This window comes from Chromobacterium sp. FG89, assembly GCF_057808735.1.
In genome coordinates this window covers 21,301-42,382 of sequence record NZ_JBMDIQ010000020.1, presented here as the reverse complement: position 1 = coordinate 42,382, position 21,082 = coordinate 21,301, and the positions used below count along the sequence as shown (strand labels likewise).

Genomic DNA, 21,082 nt, shown 5'->3' with positions numbered 1-21,082 from the left:
GTTTTCCCCGCCGCGCTGACCGAGAAAAGTGCGCTCTACAAGGCGGAGGGCGCAGGCCTTGGTAAACCAAGGCCAAGCCTGACAACGCCGTAGAGGGGGCTTTCCTCGGTCAGCCCTCCGGGTTCGTCCCCAGCAGGTGCCTCGCTTTGTCGGCCGCCGCATCCGGCTGGGGACGAACGCAGCGGTAAAACATACGTCAACAGACCCTGACTACAAGGGATGGACCGTGAACGCGCAGTACGGCGCGCCCTGCCCGGCGCACTGGCTTTCGCGGCAGACGGTGCGGTAGTCGCGCCCCAGGCTTTCCCCCACCCAGTCCATCGCGCCGGCGAACCAGCCGGCGAACAGATAGCAGGCCATGTGCTCGCTTTGCGGCGCGCCGGCCTCGCCCTGGGCCAGCACGAAACAGGAGTGGTCCAGCCGGATCTGGGCGTTGCCGCTGGCCACGTCGGCCTCCAAAAAGCGGAAGCGGCCCCAGCCGCGAAGGGACAGCCGGCTCAGGTAGTGCTCGAACACGGCCAGGCCGGCCAGACCGTGGGTGGCCGCCTCGCTGGCGCACCAGAAGTGGGCGGAGCGATGGCCGGCCTGGTAGAGCGCGTCCGCGTACTGGTAACGGCCCAGCGCCGCCTCCATGGCCAGGTGGTTGTTGATGAAGAAATGACGCGGCACGTACAACATGGGCAGGCCGTTGGTGCGCCAGACGCCGCTGTCGGGGTCCACGTCGATGGGAAGTTGCGGTTGCATGCCGTTCTCCTGAGAGCCTGTTCAAGGTCTGCTGCGCTTCGTCGGACATGGCGTGGTGAGTACGGCTTCAGAATGCCCATATGCCGCATGACCCTTCCGCTTCCTCAGCGGTTTTCGCCTTGTCTCGCCCTTGCTCGCCAGACGGTGAACCGGCTCTGAGCAAGTCGGGCGCAGCCCGTCATTGCCGGCATCTTGCCGCAGGCCATTCCGGGCCGGAGCCGTCGGCGCGACCGGTTTTTGCCCATTGCCGACACCGCGCGGCGCGGGCGCAAAAAAGGCGGACCACGGTCCGCCAAAGGGAGGCATGACATTGAACGCGCAGTGGTTCAGGGCGCCCACTCCGCCACCCGCTCCGGATGGGCCCGAATCCAGGAGGCCGCCGCCGCCGCGGGTTTGGCGCCGGTTTCCACCGCCAGCATCAGCGGGCCGATCTCTTCCGGCCGCCAGCGGAAGCGCTGCAGGAAGGCCAGCACCCGCGGCGCCTTGGCGCTCAGGCCGGGATGGGCCACATTGTTGACGTGCTCGGCCTCGCCGAACACTTTTTGCGGGTCGTCGAGAAAACGCAGCTTCCATTTGGCGAACATCCAGTGCGGCACCCAGCCGGTCACCACGATGGGCTTGCGGGCGTTGATCGCGCGCGCCAGTTCCGCCGTCATGCCCGGCCCGGAACTGGGCATCAGCGTCAAATTCAGCCGGTAGGCCTTGATCGCCGCCTCGGTCTTTTGCATCACCCCGGCGCCGGCGTCTATGCCGACGATGCGTCCCTGATACGCCGCGCGCTCGGCGTTAAGATCCCCTATGGCGCGGGCGGCCACATAGTCCGGCACCACCAGGCCGATGCGGGCGTCGACGTAATTGGGCCCCAGGTCTAGCACCTTGTCCTTGAACTGCCGGTAATACGCGCCCTGGGTCACCGGCAGCCAGGCCGACAGCGTGGCGTCCAGATCGCCGCGCGCCACGCCCTGCCACATGATGCCGGCGGCCACCGGCATCAGCTCCACCGGGTGGCCCAGCCGGCCGCGAATGATCTGGGCCGCCACCTGGGTGGTGACCACGCTGTCCGCCCAGCCTTCGACGTAGCCGATCTTGATGAGCGGTTTGCCGGGCGTGGCCTCGGCCGCGTGGGCCGGCACACACAAGAGCAGCAGTAGGATGCAACACCATTGCCTCAACATATTCGTTTCCTCCCTTAAGACCCGCTAAGCCGACCCCGACCCTGCGTTGCGCCTGCTGGTACTGCCTGCGTCGGCGCGCCTTGGTCCAGCGTCTCTACGAGGTTTTGTTAGCGGCGCTAAAGCGGTTCAAGGTCTGATACAAGCTTGCCAGCGGCGTGAGAATGCCCATGCGCCCCATTCCGCGTCTTCCAGCGCTTATTGAATCTGCTCCGGCTTCACCACCAGCCAGTTGCGGTCCGCCGTCGCCGGCAGGCCCAGCTTGCGCTGCTGCCTGGCCGCTTCCCGGCTCCAGTTGCGGATCCGATCCCAATAGCCCGCTTTGCGGTCTACCCAGAGCCGCAAGCCGCCCTTGGCCGTGTCGATGCCGTTCAGCAGCATGTAGCCATCGGACTGCGGCGTGTCGCCGGCCACCAGCACCGGCTTGCGCCATTGGTCTATCCAGCCCAGGATGGTCCCGGCCTTGCCCTCGTACCAGGTCATCGGGTTCATCAGATAGGGGGTCAGTTCCAGGTCCAGATTGCGTTCCGGCTCATAGCCGCCGCGCTTGATCTGCAAACGCGAGGTGGTCAGCGCGCCGTTCGTTCGGTCTTTCAGCAGCAGGTTGACACCCAGCACGTTTTGCGGCGGCGCCCGGTAGCCGTAGCGCGGATCGCTGGCCACCATGCGCACCAGTTCTTCGCTGGCCGCGGTCATCACATAGACGGCGATGCCGTTCTCCTGCAGCTTGGCGTACAGCTCGACCATGCCGGTGAACACGCGCGGCGCCGGCACGCTGCCCTCCACCGGCTTGCCCTGATGGAAGTACCTGACCGGCACCGGAGCGCCGCTGGCCATCAGCGCGTCCACCTGGGTCTTGAGTTGGCGCAGCGTCAGTCCGGAAAACACCTGCGCCGCCCAGGGGTAGCAGATCAGTTCGTCTATCTCGCACAGCCGCAGATAGTAGCTGTACAGGCTTTCCGGCCGGTCCGGCTCGTCGCGGAAGGGGATCAGCTTCAAGGATGGGTCCAGCCGCTCGCGGCTCAGCAAGCCCTTGGCCTCCATATAAGGCAGCAGCGCTTCTTCCAGATCGTAGCGATAGCTGGTGTTGTCCATGTCGAACACCGCGTATTCGCCCTTATGGGCATTGGCCTTGATCATGGCGTTCAGCCGTTCCGCGATCTTGGGCGGCCAGTGCTTCAGCTCGGTCTCCGCCGCCGCCGGCTGGGTCCAAAGCGCGGCCGACAACAGCAAAGCCCCCAATACTTTAACTTGCTTCATAAGTCCTCCTGAATATGCTTCGGATGCGGCGGGCCCGCCTTGGAACCTGTTCAAAGTCTGCTGCGCTTAGTGCAGCGTTGCACGGTGAGTACCAGCTCAAAATGCTCATGTACCACGTGTACATTCCGCTTTTTCGCTTGTTTTCGCCTTGTCTCGCCCTTGCTCGCGAGACTTTGAACGGCTCTTTAAGAAATACCCATGCGCCGCTTGCGCGCGAGGAGGCTCAACGCGGGATCAGGGCTGTGGCCGGGGGGCTAAGCCCCCCATACCTCGCCGAACACCCGCAACCAGTTCTCGCCCAGCACTTTGCGGATCTTGCGCTCAGGCCAGCCGGCCCGCTGCATCGCCGCGGTCAGATTGGGCGTTTCGCCTATGGTGCGAATGCCTTCCGGGTTGAGGATGGTGCCGAAATCGGTCAGCCGGCGATACCGGCCTTTGTCGTGGGTGATCCAGTCGAAGAAGCCCTGATCGTAGCCCTGGGTGAAGTCGGTGCCGTAGCCGACGCAGTCTTCGCCCACCAGCGCGATCACGTAATCCATCGCTTCCACGTAGTCGTCCACGGTGGCTTCGATGCCGCGGCGCAGAAAGGGCGGAAACATGGTGACGCCGATGAAGCCGCCGTGATCGGCGATGAAGCGCAGCTCCTCGTCGCTCTTGTTGCGCGGATGCGGCTTGAGGCCCGAGGGCAGGCAATGGGAGTAACAGACCGGCTTTTTCGATTCCAGAACGGCTTCGCGCGAAGTCAGGCCGCCCACATGGGACAGGTCCACCATGATGCCGACGCGGTTCATTTCCGCAATGACTTCGCGGCCGAAGCCGGACAGGCCGCCGTCGCGTTCGTAACAGCCGGTGCCGATCAGGTTTTGCGTGTTGTAGCACAGCTGCACCACGCGCACGCCCATGTCGGCGAAGGCTTCGATGGACTCCAGCCTGTCCTCGAAGGCATGGGCGTTCTGAAAACCCAGGATGACGCCGGTGCGCCCCTCCGCCTTGGCGCGGCGGATATCCTCGACGCCGCGCACCAGGGTCAAAAGGTCGCCGTGCTCGCGGATCAGCCCTTTCATCTCGGCGATATTGTTCACGGTGTCCTGAAAGCCCTCCCACACCGACACGGTGCAATTGGCGGCGCTCAAGCCGCCGCGGCGCATGTCCTCGAACACCGGCCGCGCCCATTTGGCGATGATCAGTCCGTCTATCACCAGCGCGTCTGCGTGCAAATCCATTGCCATCTCCTTCTAGCTTGTCCACGCCTCGGTCCAACTATCCCGCCGCAGCGCCGCGAACCTTGAATAACTTCCAAGAGCCTGTTTACGATCTCGCGAGCTAAGGTGAGACAAGGCGAAAACGAGCGAAAAAGCGGAATGTACTCGTGGTACATGAGCATTTTGAGCTCGGTTTCAACGCCGTATCGCCGACGCGCAGCAGAACGTAAACAGGTTCTAAGAGCTCTCGCTCAGGACCGCCGCCGACGCCGGCCGCGCCAGTTGCGCCCACAGCGGATGGCCGGCGTCCTCCGGCAGCTCGCACACCGCGAAGCCGTAAGGCCGGGCCGCGCGCCGCAACAGCAGCCAGACGTAGTCGGCAAAGCTGCGGCGGCACACCACGAACACGCCGTCGCCGTCCAGGCGCAGCACTTGGACCGCCGCCTTGCCCAGCAAGGTGCCGACGCCCTGGCCGGGACGCAGCGCTTCGAAATCGTAGCCGCCCAGATGGCGCAGCACGGCCAGGTGCGGCTCGCCGCACAGGTAGACGGCGGTGAAGCCGCCGCTGACGTCCAGCGCCTGGGCGAACAGGCGCTGCTCGGCGAAGCCCCGCTCCAGCGCCGGCAGCCAGCCGGCCAGGCGCTGGCGGCGGCTGATCAGCAGCCATTCGTCCGGCGACAGCCACAGCAGCGCGCCGCCCTCCCCCTGGCTCAAGGTCTTGGGCCGGCGCGGCGGCTCCAGCCCGGTGATCCGCGCCGTCAGCTCGAAAAACCCGGCCTCGGCGCCGTCGCCGCGCAGCAGCGCGTAGCCCAGATTGGGCGCTTCATTGCCCCAGACGCGGCCGTCGGCGCGGCGCGCTTCGGCCGCTTCCGGCAAATCCAGATGCCGCAAGGGCGATTCCAGCACAGGCTTGAATGTGGATTCAGACATGCTGACGCTCTCCTTCCTTGTCGACGAAGACCGCGGACGCCACCCGCGCCGGCGCGCTATGGCCCTGCCACCACACATGCACGGTGTCGCCTTCGCGGCGGACGCCGTCCTTCAACACCGCCATGGCGATGGAGCGGCCCAGGCATTCGCTGTGGTAGCTGGAGGTGACATGGCCCTGCATCGCCGCCGGCGCGGCGTCCTTGCCGTCGTTGAGGATTTGCGCGCCTTCCGGCAACACCAGCCGCGGGTCCTCCGTCAGCAGGCCCACCAACTGCTTGCGGCCCGCGCCGGCGGTGTCGGCGCGCAGCAAGGAGCGGCGGCCGAGGAAGCTGAACGGCTTTTTCATGCCCACCGCCCAGCCCATGGCCAGATCGTTGGGGCTCATCGAGCCGTCGCTGTCCTGGCCGACGATGATGAAGCCCTTCTCGGCGCGCAAGACGTGCATGGCCTCGGTGCCGTAGGGCGTGATGCCGAACTCGGCCCCGGCCCGCATCGCCTCCTCCCACAAATAACGGCCGTAGCCGGCGTCCACATTGATCTCGTAAGCCAGTTCGCCGGAGAAACTGATGCGGAACACCCGCGCCGGCACGCCGGCCACGGTGCCGACGCGGCCCTCCATGAACCGGAAGGCCTGAGGGTCGAGATCAATATCCGTGCACAGCTTGCGCAGCACCTCCCGGCTTTGCGGGCCCACCAGCGCCGTGGTGGCCCAATGATCGGTGATGGAGCTGAAACGCACCTTGAGTTCCGGCCATTCGGTCTGGTGCCAGCGCTCCAGCCAGCTGTAAACCCGGGCCGCGCCGCCGGTGGTGGTGGTCATGTGGAAATGGTCGTCCGCCAGGCAGGCGGTGACGCCGTCATCCATCACCATGCCGTTTTCGTCCAGCATCAGCCCGTAGCGGCATTTGCCCGGCTCCAGCTTGCTCCAGGCGTTGCTGTAGACGCGGCCCAGAAACTCGCGCGCGTCCGGGCCGCGCACATCGATCTTGCCCAGAGTGGAGGCGTCCATCACCGCCACTCCCTGGCGGGCGGCGCGGCATTCGCGGCGCACCGCCGCGTGCAGGTCCTCGCCCGGCTGCGGGAAATACCAGGGCCGCAGCCACTGCCCCACCAGCTCGTATTCGGCGCCGCGCGCGGTATGGCTGTCGTGCATGGCGGTGTAGCGGCGCGGGTCGAAGGTCTCGCCGACATGGGCGCCGGCCAGCGCGCCGAAGCTGACCGGGGTGTAGGCCGGCCGATAGGTGGTGGTGCCCACCTCGGCGATGGGCTTGCCCAGCGCCTCGGCGGCGATGGCGAAGCCGTTGACGTTGGACAGCTTGCCCTGATCGGTGCCGAAGCCCAGCGCGGTGTAGCGCTTGACGTGCTCGATGGAGCGGTAGTTTTCGCGCACCGCCAGATGGATGTCGGCGGCGGCCACGTCGTTCTGGAAATCGACGAAGGCCTTGGCGCCGACGCCTTCGCGCCGCCCGTCCGGCAAGCGGAAGATTTCACGCGGCGCGGCCACCTCCTCCGCCTCCACCCGCGGCGCGGCGCCCAGACCGCGCTGGCTTCCCCAGCCAAGCTGGGCCAGCATGGCGGCATGGCATTGGGCCAGGGCCTCGCCCAGCTCCCAGCGCCCGGTGACCGCGCCCACGCAGACGACGCCGGGCCGGCCCGCGTCCGGGCAAACGAAGGACAGACGGTCCGGACGCCACAGCGGACGGCCGCCGTTGTGGCAGAACAGATGCACGGTGGCGCTGAGCCCGCCGGAGGAGAGCACGCCGTCCAGCTCCAGCCGCGGCCCCTTGCCGGCCACGCTCCGGCCATCCGCGGCCAGCTTCACCAAGTCCGCGCCGCTGACGCCGGCGCCGCCGTTCACCCGGGCGATGCCGTAACCGGCCAGCAACTCCACGCCGGCATTCTGCGCGGCGCGGCTGCGCCAGGCCGCCGCGCCGGCTGGGCGAGCATCGGCCAGCGTCACCGCCGCCCCGGCCAAGGCCAGCTCCAGCGCCGCGTCGTAGGCGGCGTCGTTCTGGGTCTGCAGCAGCAGCCGGCGCCCCACCGCCACGCCGTAACGGTTCAGATAACTGTGGCCGGCGGCGGCGGTCATCACCCCGGGCAGATCGTTGTTGCCGAACACCAGCGGCCGTTCGATGGCGCCGCTGGCCAAGACCAGTTGGCCCGCGCGTATCTTGTGCAGGCGCTGGCGCGGCCGGGCCGGATCGCGCTCCGACGGCGGCAGGTGGTCCTGCAACAACTCCACCGCCAAGGCCAGATTGCCCTCATGCAAGGCGAAGACGGTGGCGCGCGGCAAGCGCTGGACATTGGGCAGCGCCGCCAGCTCCTGCAAGCGCTGCTGCGTCCAGTCCATCGCCTCCAGACCGTCGATGCGCAGCCGGCGCTCGCTCAGCAGCCAGCCGCCCATCTCCGCCTGTTCGTCCAGCAGCAGCGTTTTCAGGCCGGCGCGCCCCGCCAGCGTGGCCGCCCACAAGCCGGCCGCGCCGCCGCCCACCACCAGCAGGTCCACATGGTGGTGCAGATGATCGTAATGCTCCGGGTCCGGCAGCCGCGGCGCTTGGCCGTAACCGGCGGCTTCGCGGATGCGGCGCTCGTAAAACGGCCAGGCTCCCGCCGGCTGCATGAAGGTCTTGTAATAAAAACCCGGCGGCATGAAACGCTCCAGCCGGCCCAGCGCGCCCTTGAGCCGCATGCCCCAGGATGCGTCCCCCAAGCCGCTGAAGGCCTGCAAGCCTTGATACAGCTCCACTTGGGTGGCTTTGAGATCCGGCGTGCTCAAGGCGCCGCTTTCCAGCTGGATCAAGGCGTTGGGCTCTTCCGCGCCAAACCCGACGATGCCGCGCGGCCGGCCGTACTTGAAGCTGCGGCCCAATAGCCGCACGCCGTTGGCCAGCAGCGCCGAGGCCAGGGTGTCGCCGGCGAAGCCGTGATAGGCCGCGCGGTCCAGGGTGAAGGCCAGCGGCCGATTGCGGTCGATGCGCTCGCCGGGACGATGGATGCGATAGCCGCTCACGTCTGATCCTCCTGCAAATAACGGGCCTTGCCCTCGGCCAGCGTCCAGCTGCCGGCGACCTCGTAGCTGACGGTGTGACGCCGGACGGCGAACACCTTGCGGCAGCCGGCGGCGTGCTGCCATTGCTCCCAATGCCAGCCGCGCGGGTTCTTGCGGCAGAACAGGTAATCGCCCCAGGCCTCGTCGTCCACCTGCTCCGGCGCCGCCGGGCGGACGATGAAGGCCTCCCCGGCGTAGTCGAACTCCTCCTCTTCCCGCGCCTCCCCGCAATGCGGGCAATGAATCAGCAGCATCGGCGTCTCCCTCAATGCGCCACGGCGGCGGCGCCGTGTTCGTCTATCAAGCGGCCGGAGGCGAAGCGCTCCAGCGAAAAAGCCGCGTTCAGCGGATGCGGCTGGTCATGAGCGATGGTGTGAGCGAATACGTGGCCGGAGCCCGGCGTGGCCTTGAAGCCGCCGGTGCCCCAGCCGCAGTTGAAATACAGGCCCTGGATCCGGGTCTTGCCGATGATGGGGCAGGCGTCCGGCGACACGTCCACGATGCCGCCCCACTGCCGGTTCATCCGCAGCCGCGAGAAGGACGGAAACAGCTCGACGATGGCCGCCGCCGTGTGCTCGATCACATGCGGGCTACCGCGCTGGCCGTAACCCAGATAGCTATCTATGCCCGCGCCTATCACCAGTTCGCCCTTGTCCGACTGGCTGATGTAGCCGTGCACCGCGCCGGACATCACCACCGTGTCCAGGCAGGGTTTCAGCGATTCGGACACAAAGGCCTGCAAGGGATGGCTTTCCAGCGGCAGCCGCAAGCCGGCCATCCGCGCCAGCGTGGAACTGTTGCCGGCGGCCACGCAGCCCACCTTGTCGGCGCGGATCTCGCCGCGCCCGGTTCGCACCCCGCGTACCCGGCCGCCCTCGATCAACAAGCCGGTCACCTCGCATTCCTCGATGATGTCCACGCCCAATTCGCTGGCGGCGCGGGCGAAGCCCCAGGCCACCGCGTCATGGCGCGCCACCCCGCCGCGCGGCTGATAGCTGGCGCCCAGGATCGGATAGCGGACGTCGCCGCCGATGGCGATCAAGGGCACCCGCTCCTTGATCTCGCGCGGGGACAGCACCTCGGCGTCCACGCCGTTGAGCAGGTTGGCGTTGACCCGGCGCTCGATGTCGCGCATGTCCTCCAGGCTGTGGCCCAGGTTCATCACTCCGCGCTGGCTGAACATCACATTGAAGTTCAGTTCCTGGGACAGGCCCTCCCACAGCTTGAGCGCGTGCTCGTACAGCTGCGAAGACTCGTCCCACAGATAGTTGGAACGGATGATGGTTGTGTTGCGCGCGGTGTTGCCGCCGCCCAGATAGCCTTTTTCCAGCACCGCCACCTTGCGGACGCCGTACATGCGGGCCAGGTAATAGGCGGTGGCCAGGCCGTGGCCGCCGCCGCCGACGATGATGACGTCGTAGCTGCTTTCCGGCTGCGGACTGCGCCAGGCCGGCTGCCAGCCCTGGTGATGCCCAAGCCCGTGCCGGATCAGGCTCCACAGCGAATATCGGTTTGCCATCTGCGCTCCCGCCGCCGGGCCGCCATGGGCCCGCGCCGCTGCTGTCGAGGTTGAGGAAGGCCTCATTCTCAGGGCGACGCAGACGGCGCATTTGGCTGGAAAGGACGGCCTCTTGCCCGCACGCGACACGGCGATGTCCAAAATCCACGCAAAGCGGACGCATGGCGGACAGCGCGCGCGCGGGACAAGGCCTAGATTGGCCCGTGCCGCCCCACAAACAGGACACGCCAATGACCTCAGACGCCCCCTCCTACGTGCTCAGCTTCGCCTGCCGCAGCGCCTCCGGCCAGGTGGCCGGCTTCTCCGCCTTGCTGGAGCAGCAAGGCTGCTATATCGATGAACTGGCGGTGTTCGACGACGCCCGCAGCCGGCGCTTCTTCGTGCGCTGCGTCTTCCACCCGGAGCGGCCGGACTTCGCCCCGGAACGGCTGGCCGACGGCATGGCGCGGATGAGCGGCCACTATCAAGACCTGCAATGGCGGCTGCACGACCGGCGCCAGCGCGCGCGGGTGCTGATCATGGTGTCCAAACTGGACCACTGCCTGAACGATTTGCTCTATCGCCAGAAGATGGGCGATCTGGACATGACGGTGGCCGCCGTCGTCTCCAATCACCGCGACCTCGCCCCCATCGCCGAGGCCTACGGCCTGCCCTTCCACCATCTGCCGCTCACCCCGGACAACAAGCCGCGCCAGGAAGCCGCGCTGCTGGCGCTGATGGAGGACAGCCGGGCGGAACTGCTGGTGCTGGCCCGCTATATGCAGGTGCTCTCCAGCGCCGCCGCCGCAAAACTGGCCGGCCGCGCCATCAATATCCATCACTCCTTCCTGCCCGGCTTCAAGGGGGCGCGGCCGTATCAGCAGGCGCACGAGCGCGGCGTCAAACTGATAGGCGCCACCGCCCACTACATCACCGACGATCTGGACGAAGGCCCGATCATCGAACAAGTGGTGGAACGGGTGGACCACGCCTACAGCCCGGAGCAATTGCAGGCCGCCGGCCGCGACATGGAGTGCCAGGCGCTGGCGCGCGCGGTGCGCAGCCACTTGGAGCGGCGCGTCTTCATCACCGAGCGGCGCACTGTGGTGTTGCGCTGACAGTTGTTCGCCTGGCAGGAACTTTGTCTATTGCAACGCAACAAAAGCAGGGTACAGTAGCCAGTTATCCGTCATACCAACCAAGAGGTGCCGTATGTGGTCGCAAACAGCCGTCTGGTCCAAGCTCTTCTCCTCCAACCCGGTCGCCGACTACTGGCGCGACGCCTGCGAGCGCAGCATCCTCTACTGGGACGTGCTGCATGACCGCGGCGCGGACTATCTGCAACACGTGCAAAGCGGCAAGCCGCCTGTCTTGGTGTTCGACTACAAAATCATCCTGGACGGCCGCAGCCTGCCGGACCCTGCCAACTACGCGCTAGCCGCCATCCTGCCGCCGGCCGGCTGCCCGGCCACCAATCCGGCGCTGCGCCCCTTCGTGGTGATAGACCCGCGCGCCGGCCACGGCCCCGGCATCGGCGGCTTCAAGATGGACAGCGAAATCGGCATCGCGCTGCAACAGGGCCACCCCTGCTACTTCATCATGTTCTTCCCCCAGCCGGTGCCCAGCCAGACCATAGAAAGCGTCAGCCGCGCCGAATACGTCTTCCTCGGCAAGGTCAGGGAACTGCATCCGGACAGCGACGGCAAGCCCTTCGTCATCGGCAACTGCCAGGGCGGCTGGGCGCTGGCCATGCTGGCCTCGGTGGCGCCGGAGCTGTGCGGCCCCATCCTGCTGGCCGGCACCCCGCTGTCCTACTGGGCCGGCGTCACCGGCAAATACCCGATGCGCTACTCCGGCGGCATGCTGGGCGGCACCTGGACCGCCTCCCTGGCCGGCGATCTGGGCAACGGCAAGTTCGACGGCGCCCATCTGGTCAACAACTTTGAAAAGCTGGACCCGGCCAACACCCTGTGGAAGAAGCCCTACAATCTGTACGCCAAGGTGGACACCGAGCGCGAACGCTATCTGGGCTTTGAACGCTGGTGGGGCGGCCACTACCTGCTGAACAAGCAGGAAATGGAATGGATTTCCCAGCAGCTCTTCGTGGGCAACCACCTGGTGGAAGGCAAGATCGTCAGCAGCGACCAGCACCGCGTGGACATGCGCAACATCCGCTCCCCCATCATCGTGTTCGCCTCCTGGGGCGACAACATCACCCCGCCGCAACAGGCGCTGAACTGGATACCGGACCTGTACGACAACGCGGAAGACATCCGCGACAACGAACAAACCATCATTTACTGCCTGCACAACAAGGTGGGCCACCTGGGCATCTTCGTCTCCGCCGGCATCGCCAACCGCGAGCACAGCGAGTTCGCCAGCGCGCTGGACCTGATCGACGTGCTGGCCCCCGGCCTGTACGAGGCCGTCATCGAAGACGTGGCCCCCAACACCCCCGGCCAGGAATACATCAAGGGCCGCTACATCATCCGTTTCGAAGCCCGCGAAGTGGCCGACATCCTGGCGCTGGACGACGGCCGCGAAGACGAACGCGCCTTTGAAGCGGTGCGCCGCGTCTCCGAAATCAACCAGGGCATTTACAACCGCTTCGTTTCCCCGGCCGTGCGCGCCGTCAGCAACGAAGCCAGCGCCCAATGGCTGCGCCAGCTCAACCCGGCGCGGCTGGAACGCACGCTGATCTCCCCGCTCAATCCCTGGCTCGGCTGGCTCAAACCCGCCGCGGAATACGTGCGCGCCCACCGCCGGCCGGTGAGCGCGGACAACCCCTTGTGGCGGTTGCAAGAACAGTGGTCTAGCTGGATGACGCAAAGCCTGGACCGCTACCGCGACCTGCGCGACGCCGCCACCGAACACTGCTTCAAAGCCGTGTACGAATCCCCGTGGCTGGCCTCCGTCGTGGGCGTGCAGCCCGCGCGCGAAGCCCGCGCCGCCCGCTGCGACAGCTGGAACAAACAGGAAAGGCTGCAACTCAAGCGCCAGGTGCTGGACCCCGCTTACGAAAGCGGCTCCCTGGCCGACGGCTTCGTGCGCTTGCTCACCTATGTGGCGATTGGCCGCGGCATCATAGACGAGCGCCCGTTCAACGCCATCCGCCGCATCATGCGCGACATCCGCCACGAATACCCGCTGACCCTGATGGAGCTGAAAGACATCGCCCGCAAGCAGGTTTTCCTGGTGCGGCTGGACGAAGCCCGCGCGCTGGCCGGCCTGCCCAAGCTGCTGCCGGAAGAACACCGCCGCCGCCAGGCCTGGCAGCTGGCGCATGAACTGCTGGCGCTCAGCGGCGACATCGCCCCGGAACAACAGCTCAGGCTGGACCAAGCGGCCCACGCGCTGCAACTGGACACCCGCGCGCCGGCGGCGCCGGCCATCCTGCCGCCCGCCGAGCCGGCCATAGCGGCAGCCTCAACCGTTCCCGCCGCGGCCCCCGCCGCCAAGGCCAGCGCGCCCGCCAAGAAAGCGGCGCCGCCGCGCAAGCCGGCCGCCAAAGCCCCGGCCAAGCCCACCGCCGGCAAGCCCAGCGCCGCTGCCGCCAAACCCGCTCCGGCCGCCAAACCCGCCAGCAGCACACCGGCCGCGGCCAAGCCGGCGCCCGGCAAACCCCCGGCGGCCAAAACCGCCAAAGCGCCAGCGGGCAAAGCCAGCGTGGCCAAAGCCCCCGCAGCCAAAACCCCGGCCGCGCGCAAACCCGCCGCCGGCAAGGACGCGGCCAAGCCCAAAACGCCGAGCAACTAAGCATCAGCCAGCGCAAAAACGCCCGGACAGCCAAACCGCCGTCCGGGCGTTTTCATGTTGATACCGCACTGCAACATTTTTGCCTCGCCCCATGTATACAGTCGTTGACTGAACAATACAGCAAACGCTAATATCCTTGCCTGCTGCGGGAGAGAGGGGCATGCGCCCCCGCCGAAGACGCAAACTCCCATAATCGCTCAGGCAACAGTACCGCAGCCCATGGATACCAGCCGATTGGAGAGAGGCCCTAAGCGCCCGTTCATCATCTGCTACGCTTCAGCGAGAGCGCGTCGGATGATGTGACCGGCCCTTAGCCGCCCACCGAAGGGGCAAGTGACACCCGGCAAGGCCCGCACACAGGCCGCGCCCGTCATCTAACTCTCAGGTAAAAGGACAAGGGGAGAGGCAATGCCGGCAGCGCCGCGCCCATGCGCGGCCCGCCGGCCGTGCTCAGAACGTGCTCACGATCTCGCGAGCAAGGACGAGACAAGGCGAAAACAGCTGAGAAAGCGGAATGTACACGTGGTACATGAGCATTTCGAAGCGGGTTTCAACGCCGTATCGTCGCAGCGCAGCAGATCGTGCACCAGCTCTCAAGGAAAACCCGTGTTCGAAACGCTTGCCCAGGCTGCGCGCCACCTGGCATGGCCCGCCCATTGCCAACCCATTTTCCCACCCGGCTTCGCCGCTCACCTCGGCGCCAGCCTGTTTGACCATTGCAACTACATGCTTACCCTGATCTATCTGATCGCCATCACCGCGGAAGCGATGACCGGCGCGTTGGCGGCCGGCCGCCGCAATATGGACATCTTCGGCGTTACCGTCATCGCCTTCCTCACCGCCCTGGGCGGCGGCACCGTGCGCGACATCGTGCTGGGCCGCTACCCGATAGGCTGGACCCAACACCCGGAATACGTCGGCCTGGTCATCGCCGGCGGCCTGGCCGCCGTGTTCGTGGCCCGCTATATGAAACGCCTGAGCCGCGTCTTCCTGGTGCTGGACGCGCTGGGCCTGATCGCCTTCACCATCATAGGTTGCGGCGTGGCCCAGTCCATGGACTACCACCCGGTGGTGGTGGTGATGGCCGGCATGATCACCGGCATTGCCGGCGGCATCCTGCGCGACGTGCTGTGCAACCGCGTGCCGGTGGTCTTCCGCCAGGAGCTGTACGCCAGCGTCTCCTTCGCCGTGGCCCTGCTCTACCTGGGCCTGATCAAGCTGGGCGTGCCGCACGATCTCAACGTGCTGGCCAGCTTCGCCGTCGGCCTCGCCATCCGCCTGGCCGCCATCTGGCGCGAATGGCGGCTGCCGGTGTTCATGTATCGGCACGACCTGCATTAACTAACCCTAACTGTTTCACCGCTGCGCTGCGGCATCAGGCTTGAATCCCCGCCAGCAGCAGGAACAAGGCCGCCTGGCTGGACACGCCCAGCTTGGCGTACAGATGGCGGCGGTGCACCTTGGCGGTTTCCAGCGAAATGCCCAGCTCGCGCGCCACGCCCTTGGTGGAGTGGCCGCCGAGTATCAGCAGCGCCACCTCCACCTCCCGCTTGGTCAACGGCGAGGAGCCCTGCGCGCGCAGCGCCTCCTCCAGTTCCCGGCGGCTCTGCCTGCCCGTCCTGGCCGCCGGCTGACGCAGCCCTTCGTCCAGACGCGCGGCCAGCCGCGACAAGGGCAGCAACCAGGGCGCGAACAGATTGCAAACGCCCAGTTCCTGCTCGCTGAAGCGGCGTTTGCTGCCCAGCGACAGAGACAGCACGCCCTCCGGCAACACTTGCAGAAACTGGATTTCATCCGCCACCACATTGCGCGAAAAGTAACGGCGAAAGTACTCCGTCTCCCGGAAACGGTCCGGCGCCACCTCGTCCAGCCGGTACACGCCGGCGGCCGGGCGCTTCAGCGCAAAACCGTAAAACGGGTCCAACAGATACAGGCCGCGCCGGTAGTCGGCGAACAAATCGTCGGCGGCGTAATTGGCCGCGTGATCCGCCAGCACCCACGGCGGCGCCTCCTGGCGAAACAGCACCGCCACCCAGGTATCGAAACTCAGGCGTTCCCGTAGAAACGCGGCCAACCCTTGCCAAAAGGCCGCGTTGTCGACGCCGTCCAACAAGCGCCCCAATTGCTGGTGAAACACCAGATCCGCCACATTCAGCTGCATGCCAGCTACCCCGATCAGGTTAGTCCCGCCTTCCGCTCTAACGCTTTCGCGTGATGTCCGCCGCCAAGGGGACTGACTAGTATGGCTCCAGCCTGCGCGACAAGACCAGCCGTGATGTGAGCGCTTCCCCCACCCCGTCGCGCCGCCTGAACAGGAGTGATCGCCATGCCCATGCAGGATCTGGCCTACTGGCAAGACCGCGCCGCCGATTTGCGCTCGCCTTGCCTCGCCTTCATCAACGGCCGCTTCGTGCCCGCCGCCGACCGGCGCACCTTCACCGACACCAGCCCCATCCATGGCCGGCCCCTGGCCGAGATCGCCCGCTGCGGCGAGGCCGATGTCGAACGGGCGGCGCGGGCCGCCCGCGCCAGCTTCGAATCCGGCGTCTGGTCGCGCTGTCACCCGCGCCAGCGCAAGACCGTGCTGCAAAAACTGGCGGCGCTGATCCGCCGGCATGGCGACGAACTGGCGCTGCTGGACTGCCTGGACATCGGCAAGCCCATTGCCGATGCGCTCCATATCGATGTGCCGGGCGCCGCCGGCGTGTTCGACTGGTACGCCGAAGCCGCCGACAAGCTGTACGGCGAGGCCGCCCCCGGCGCCGACGACGCGCTGGCCCTGATCACCCGGGAACCGCTGGGCGTGGCGGCGGCGGTGATCCCATGGAATTTCCCGCTGGACATGGCCGCGTGGAAGCTGGCGCCGGCGCTGATGGCCGGCAATAGCGTGATCCTGAAGCCGGCCGAGCAATCGCCGCTGTCGGCCTTGCGCCTGGCCCAACTGGCCCAGGAAGCCGGCCTGCCGGACGGCGTGCTCAACGTCTTGCCGGGCTACGGCGACGAGGTGGGGCGGCCGCTGGGCCTGCACCCGGACGTGGATTGCCTGAGCTTCACCGGCTCCAGCGAAGTGGGCAAAGCCTTTCTGCGCTACGCGGCGGACTCCAATATGAAAAGAGTGGCGCTGGAGTGCGGCGGCAAAAGCCCCAATCTGGTGTTCGACGACTGCGACCTGGACGCCGCGGCCCGGCGCGCCGCCTTCGGCGTTTTCTTCAATCAGGGCCAGGTGTGCTCGGCCAACTCGCGGCTCTTGCTGCAACGCTCCATTCAAGACGCCTTCCTGGAACGCCTGCTGCGCGAGGCGGCCGCGCTGCAACCGGGCAACCCGCTGGACCCGGCCACCCGCAGCGGCTGCATCGTCGACGCCCGCCAGGCGGAGCGCATCATGGCCCACATCGACCAAGCCCGCCGCCAAGGCGCCCGCCTGCTGTGCGGCGGCGAGCGCTTCAGCCTGGACGGCGGCGACTGCTACATCCGCCCCACCGTCTTCACCGATGTCCGCCCGGACATGGCGCTGGCGCGCGAGGAAGTCTTCGGCCCGGTGTTGGCGGTGATGCCCTTCGACAGCGAAGCCGAGGCCGTGGCCATCGCCAACGACAGCCCTTACGGCTTGGCCGCCTCGGTGTGGACCCGGGACCTGTCGCGCGCCCACCGCGTGGCGCGCCGGCTACGCGCCGGCACCGTCTCAGTCAACACCGTGGACGCGCTGGACCCCGGCCTGCCGTTTGGCGGCTGCAAGCAGTCCGGCTTTGGCCGCGACCTGTCGCTGCACGCCGTCGACCACTACACCCACCTCAAAACCACCTGGGTGCAATGGCAAGACGAATAAGCGCCGTCCCGCAGTCGGCACAACAAGATAGTAGGAGACCCACCATGCGCACACCGCAAGCCCACCTTGCTCCGCCGCCGGCCCCCGCCCCTTTTCGCGCCAGCCTGGGCCTCGCCCCGCTGCTCGCCGTCGCCATCGGCCTCGTCGTATCCCAAGGCGTGATGGTGCTGATGCTGCAAGGCGCCGGCATGGCCGGCATCGGCTTTCTGATCCCGCTGAGCCTGGCCTTCCTGCTGGCGCTCTGCTACGCCGTATCCTTCTCCGAACTGGCGCTGATGATTCCCCGCGCCGGCAGCCTCAGCAGCTACACCGAGGTGGCCCTGGGCCAGTTCCCCGCCATCCTGGCCACCTTTTCCGGCTATGTGGTGGTGGCGATGTTCGCCCTGTCCGCCGAACTCCTGCTGCTAGACCGCATCGTCAACCAGGTCTATCCCGGCGTCTTTCCCCTCAACGGCGTCGCCTACGGCGTGTTGCTGATCTTCACCCTGCTCAATCTGCTGGGCATCGATGTGTTCGCCCGCCTGCAATCGGCGCTGGCCCTGGTGATGATCGTCGCGCTGCTGGCGCTGGGCACCACCGCGCTGAGCGGCGGCGGCCCGCCGGCGCTGGCCCAGGCCGCCAACAGCGACTGGAACCCGCTGGGCGCCGGCGTGCTGACGCTGGGAGCGCTGGCGATCTGGGGCTTTGTCGGCGCGGAATTCACCTGCCCGCTGGTGGAGGAAAGCCGCCGCCCGCAACGCGATATCCCGCTGGCGATGATGCTGGGCCTCAGCGTGATCTTCATCACCATCGCCCTCTACTGCATGGGCGCGCTCTACCACCTGCCGCGCGCCACCCTGACCGCCGCGCCGCTGCCGCACCTGCAATACGCCACCGCGCTGCTGGGCCAGGCCGGCAAGCTGACCGTGGTGGTGATCGCCTTCACCGCCACCTGCAGCACGCTCAACAGCTCCCTGGCGGCGGTGCCGCGCATGCTGTACGGCATGGCGTGCAACGGCCAGGTCTTTCCTCAGTTCAAACAGCTGAGCCGGCGCTACCGCACCCCATGGGTGGCGGTGCTCTTCGTCGCCCTGATCACCGGCGCGCCGGTGCTGCTGATGGGAGACGACCCCGACACCATAGGCCTGCTGTTGCTGGCGGCGGCCATCGCCTGGCTGCTGGCCTACATCATCTGCCACCTGGACGTGATCGCCCTGCGCCGCCGCTACCCCACGCTGGCCCGCCCCTTCAAAACCCCGTTCTACCCGCTGCCGCAATGCCTGGGCATCGTCGGCATGCTGATCGCCATCTACCACGTGTCGCCCAGCCCTGACATGAGCGCCGCCATCTTCGCCAGCGCCGGCATCGTGCTGGGTCTGGTGTCCTTGATCGCCGTCCTGTGGATCAAGCTGGTGATGCGCAAACCGCTGTTCCGCCCGGAACCATTGGACCAGGCGCTGACCCGGCACTAGCCAAACGCCTAACGCCGGGCCTGGCCCGGCCCCATCCCCGACAAGGAGACCGTCATGACCGCTTCCACGCCCCGCCGCAGCACCCGCGACTACCAGCAACTGGACGCCGCCCACCACATCAACGCCTTTCTAGACCAGAAAGCCCTGAACCAGGAGGGCCCGCGAGTAATGGCCGAGGGCCGGGGCGTGTATCTGTGGGACACCGACGGCAAGCGCTATCTGGATGGCATGTCCGGCCTGTGGTGCACCCAGGTGGGCTACGGCCGGCAGGAGCTGATTGCCGCCGCCGCCCGGCAGCTGCAACAGCTCAGCTACTACAATGTGTTCTTCCACACCACCCACCCGGCGGTGAACGAACTCTCCGAGCGGCTGTTCTCCCTGCTGCCCGGCGACTACCGTCACGTGATCTACACCAACTCCGGCTCCGAATCCAACGAGTTGCTGATCCGCTGCGTGCGCCGTTATTGGGACGTGATGGGCAAGCCGGACAAGAAAATCTTCATCGGCCGCCACAACGGCTACCACGGCTCCACCGTGGGCAGCGCCAGCCTGGGCGGCATGAAGTTCATGCACGAGATGGGAGACCTGCCCATCCCCGGCGTGGAGCACATCGGCGAGCCGTACTGGTTCGCCCACGGCGGCGGGCTGAGTCCGGAAGCGTTTGGCCGTCAATGCGCGCAAGAGCTGGAAGACAAGATTCTGGCGCTGGGCGCCGACAAGGTGGCCGCCTTCGTGGCCGAACCCTTCCAGGGCGCCGGCGGCATGATCTTTCCGCCGGACAGCTACTGGCCGGAAATCCAGCGCATCTGCCGCCAATACGAGGTGCTGCTATGCGCCGACGAGGTGATAGGCGGCTTTGGCCGCACCGGGGAATGGTTCGCCCACCAGCATTTCAACTTTCAGCCGGACACGCTCAGCATCGCCAAGGGCCTGACCTCCGGCTACATCCCCATGGGCGGCCTGGTGCTGTCGCGCCGCATCGGCGAAACGCTGGTGGAGCAAGGCGGCGTCTTCGCCCACGGCCTGACCTACTCCGGCCACCCGGTGGCCGCCGCCGTGGCGCTGGCCAATCTGGGCGTGCTGCAAGACGAAAGACTGGTCGAGCGCGCCAGGACGGACACCGGTCCCTATCTGCAAGCCTGCCTGCGCGAGGTGTTTGGCCAACACCCGCTAGTGGGCGAAATCCAGGGCACCGGCCTGGTGGCGGCCTTGCAGTTCTGCCGCGACAAAGCCACGCGGCAGCGCTTCGCCGACGAAACCGACATCAGCTGGCGCTGCCGCAGCATAGGCTTTGACGAGGGCGTGATCCTACGCTCCACGCTTGGCCGCATGATCATGGCGCCGGCGCTGGTGATCAGCCGGAGCGAGATCGACGAACTCATAGACAAGACCCGCATCGCCGTGGACCGCACCGCGGAGGAGATGGACCTGCGCTAGAGGGATGGATAAGCGCGCGGCTAGGCCAGGCTACTGCCTGGCCTTTTCATTTGAAAACTTGGAAAAATCTGACGAGAAAACCACCAAACCAAGCTATTCGCCACTTAGAACAGCTTTGCATCAAACGATGCCGCCTCTATTCAGCGGAATAAGCCAGCCTGTCCCTGAGACGGGCGATGATGTCCATTCGCTCATGCAAGACGGCAAGAATCAAAGCCGGACCGTTCACCCGAGGAAGACAGAAAATGTAATGGCGCCCAGCCGCCTTCACCCTTAGGCCGGGAAGCAGCGAACTCATATCCTTGAACACCCCTTTGCCAGTTGCCACAGCGGCGGCAGCCTTCTCGATTTGCTCGATATAGGTCCGACACTGCGAATCGCCCCAGTGCTTAGCGGTGTAGCGAGCGAGCTCTCGAATATCGGCAGCGGCGCTCTTGGTAAGGATATAAGGCCTGCTCACGCAGACTTGCTCGATGCCAGCGCATCTCCGGCAATATCGGTGATGCTGCGGTCGATCACCTCCCCGCTCTGCGCCTCGGCCATGCGGAGGGCCAGCAGCGCTTTCAAATCTTCAAGCGCCTGGCCCTCGTCGGATGCCGAAGGAAACAGCCGCTCAAGAGCGTACTGCTTGATCGTTTTACCTTGCAACGCGGCCGCCGCCTTGAGAGCCTGGTGCTGCTGCTCGGTCACATCAATGGTCAAACGACTCATGGCCTGTTACTCCAGATAGATAGATCAGTACCACATTATCACAAAT

General features: G+C 66.6%; 17 protein-coding genes and 2 riboswitches. Of the genes, 6 read left to right on the top strand and 11 right to left on the bottom strand.

What is annotated here, in order from left to right:
* Positions 1-210: 210 nt before the first annotated feature.
* The 8 genes from ACODRW_RS18340 to ACODRW_RS18305 all read right to left on the bottom strand — a co-directional run bounded on the left by ACODRW_RS18340 (position 211) and on the right by ACODRW_RS18305 (position 9,876).
* Positions 211-744 carry a DUF5943 domain-containing protein gene (locus tag ACODRW_RS18340; protein ID WP_488906388.1) on the bottom strand — a complete coding sequence of 178 codons (534 nt, stop codon included), beginning with the start codon at positions 742-744 and terminating at the stop codon, positions 211-213.
* 326 nt (positions 745-1,070) lie between these two features.
* Positions 1,071-1,919, bottom strand: coding sequence for a glycine betaine ABC transporter substrate-binding protein (locus ACODRW_RS18335; RefSeq protein ID WP_488906387.1), 849 nt, complete (start codon positions 1,917-1,919; stop codon positions 1,071-1,073).
* Positions 1,920-2,114: 195 nt separating this feature from the next.
* Positions 2,115-3,176: an HAD family hydrolase gene (locus ACODRW_RS18330; RefSeq protein ID WP_488906386.1), complete on the bottom strand. Its 1,062-nt coding sequence runs from the start codon at positions 3,174-3,176 to the stop codon at positions 2,115-2,117.
* A 254-nt stretch (positions 3,177-3,430) separates the two neighbouring features.
* The gene (locus ACODRW_RS18325) at positions 3,431-4,399 is read right to left on the bottom strand and encodes a dipeptidase (protein WP_488906385.1); all 969 of its coding nucleotides are present in this window, start codon (positions 4,397-4,399) and stop codon (positions 3,431-3,433) included.
* Positions 4,400-4,615: 216 nt separating this feature from the next.
* Complete coding sequence (locus tag ACODRW_RS18320; protein ID WP_488906384.1) at positions 4,616-5,308, bottom strand: sarcosine oxidase subunit gamma; 693 nt, start codon at positions 5,306-5,308, stop codon at positions 4,616-4,618.
* The gene (locus ACODRW_RS18315) at positions 5,301-8,318 is read right to left on the bottom strand and encodes a sarcosine oxidase subunit alpha family protein (protein ID WP_488906383.1); all 3,018 of its coding nucleotides are present in this window, start codon (positions 8,316-8,318) and stop codon (positions 5,301-5,303) included. The genes ACODRW_RS18320 and ACODRW_RS18315 overlap by 8 nt, the downstream gene beginning before the upstream one ends.
* Positions 8,315-8,611: a sarcosine oxidase subunit delta gene (locus ACODRW_RS18310; protein WP_488906382.1), complete on the bottom strand. Its 297-nt coding sequence runs from the start codon at positions 8,609-8,611 to the stop codon at positions 8,315-8,317. Before ACODRW_RS18310 ends, ACODRW_RS18315 begins: the two co-directional genes overlap by 4 nt.
* Positions 8,612-8,622: 11 nt before the next feature.
* On the bottom strand, positions 8,623-9,876 hold the full coding sequence (locus tag ACODRW_RS18305) for a sarcosine oxidase subunit beta family protein (RefSeq protein ID WP_488906381.1): 1,254 nt from the start codon (positions 9,874-9,876) through the stop codon (positions 8,623-8,625).
* Positions 9,877-10,106: 230 nt separating this feature from the next.
* On the opposite strand from ACODRW_RS18305, the gene purU reads away from it, so the two are divergent.
* The 3 genes from purU (at position 10,107) to ACODRW_RS18290 (ending at position 14,952) form a co-directional block, all read left to right on the top strand.
* Positions 10,107-10,973 carry a formyltetrahydrofolate deformylase gene (gene purU, locus ACODRW_RS18300; RefSeq protein WP_235089152.1) on the top strand — a complete coding sequence of 289 codons (867 nt, stop codon included), beginning with the start codon at positions 10,107-10,109 and terminating at the stop codon, positions 10,971-10,973.
* Positions 10,974-11,067: 94 nt separating this feature from the next.
* Entirely contained in the window at positions 11,068-13,611 is a 2,544-nt protein-coding gene (locus ACODRW_RS18295; RefSeq protein ID WP_488906380.1) for a DUF3141 domain-containing protein, read from the top strand.
* A gap of 136 nt (positions 13,612-13,747) precedes the next feature.
* A riboswitch (glycine riboswitch) is annotated at positions 13,748-13,834 on the top strand.
* 1 nt (position 13,835) lies between these two features.
* A riboswitch (glycine riboswitch) is annotated at positions 13,836-14,018 on the top strand.
* A gap of 199 nt (positions 14,019-14,217) precedes the next feature.
* Entirely contained in the window at positions 14,218-14,952 is a 735-nt protein-coding gene (locus tag ACODRW_RS18290; RefSeq protein WP_253315437.1) for a trimeric intracellular cation channel family protein, read from the top strand.
* Between the two features lie 34 nt (positions 14,953-14,986).
* Here the strand turns inward: ACODRW_RS18290 and ACODRW_RS18285 are convergent, their stop codons facing one another.
* Positions 14,987-15,772 (bottom strand): LuxR C-terminal-related transcriptional regulator, encoded by a 786-nt coding sequence (locus ACODRW_RS18285; protein ID WP_253315438.1) that lies wholly within the window; start codon positions 15,770-15,772, stop codon positions 14,987-14,989.
* A gap of 165 nt (positions 15,773-15,937) precedes the next feature.
* On the opposite strand from ACODRW_RS18285, the gene ACODRW_RS18280 reads away from it, so the two are divergent.
* The 3 genes from ACODRW_RS18280 to ACODRW_RS18270 are packed head-to-tail and all read left to right on the top strand — an operon-like array spanning position 15,938 to position 20,325.
* A complete protein-coding gene (locus ACODRW_RS18280; RefSeq protein ID WP_488906379.1) occupies positions 15,938-17,437 on the top strand; it encodes an aldehyde dehydrogenase in 1,500 nt (499 codons plus the stop codon).
* Between the two features lie 44 nt (positions 17,438-17,481).
* Positions 17,482-18,888: an APC family permease gene (locus tag ACODRW_RS18275; RefSeq protein WP_488906378.1), complete on the top strand. Its 1,407-nt coding sequence runs from the start codon at positions 17,482-17,484 to the stop codon at positions 18,886-18,888.
* A gap of 54 nt (positions 18,889-18,942) precedes the next feature.
* Complete coding sequence (locus tag ACODRW_RS18270) at positions 18,943-20,325, top strand: aspartate aminotransferase family protein (protein WP_488906377.1); 1,383 nt, start codon at positions 18,943-18,945, stop codon at positions 20,323-20,325.
* A gap of 136 nt (positions 20,326-20,461) precedes the next feature.
* Here ACODRW_RS18270 and ACODRW_RS18265 read toward each other — a convergent pair whose 3' ends face one another.
* On the bottom strand, positions 20,462-20,785 hold the full coding sequence (locus ACODRW_RS18265; RefSeq protein WP_081548032.1) for a type II toxin-antitoxin system RelE/ParE family toxin: 324 nt from the start codon (positions 20,783-20,785) through the stop codon (positions 20,462-20,464).
* Positions 20,782-21,036 (bottom strand): type II toxin -antitoxin system TacA 1-like antitoxin, encoded by a 255-nt coding sequence (locus tag ACODRW_RS18260; protein ID WP_488906376.1) that lies wholly within the window; start codon positions 21,034-21,036, stop codon positions 20,782-20,784. The genes ACODRW_RS18265 and ACODRW_RS18260 overlap by 4 nt, the downstream gene beginning before the upstream one ends.
* Positions 21,037-21,082: the final 46 nt, after the last annotated feature.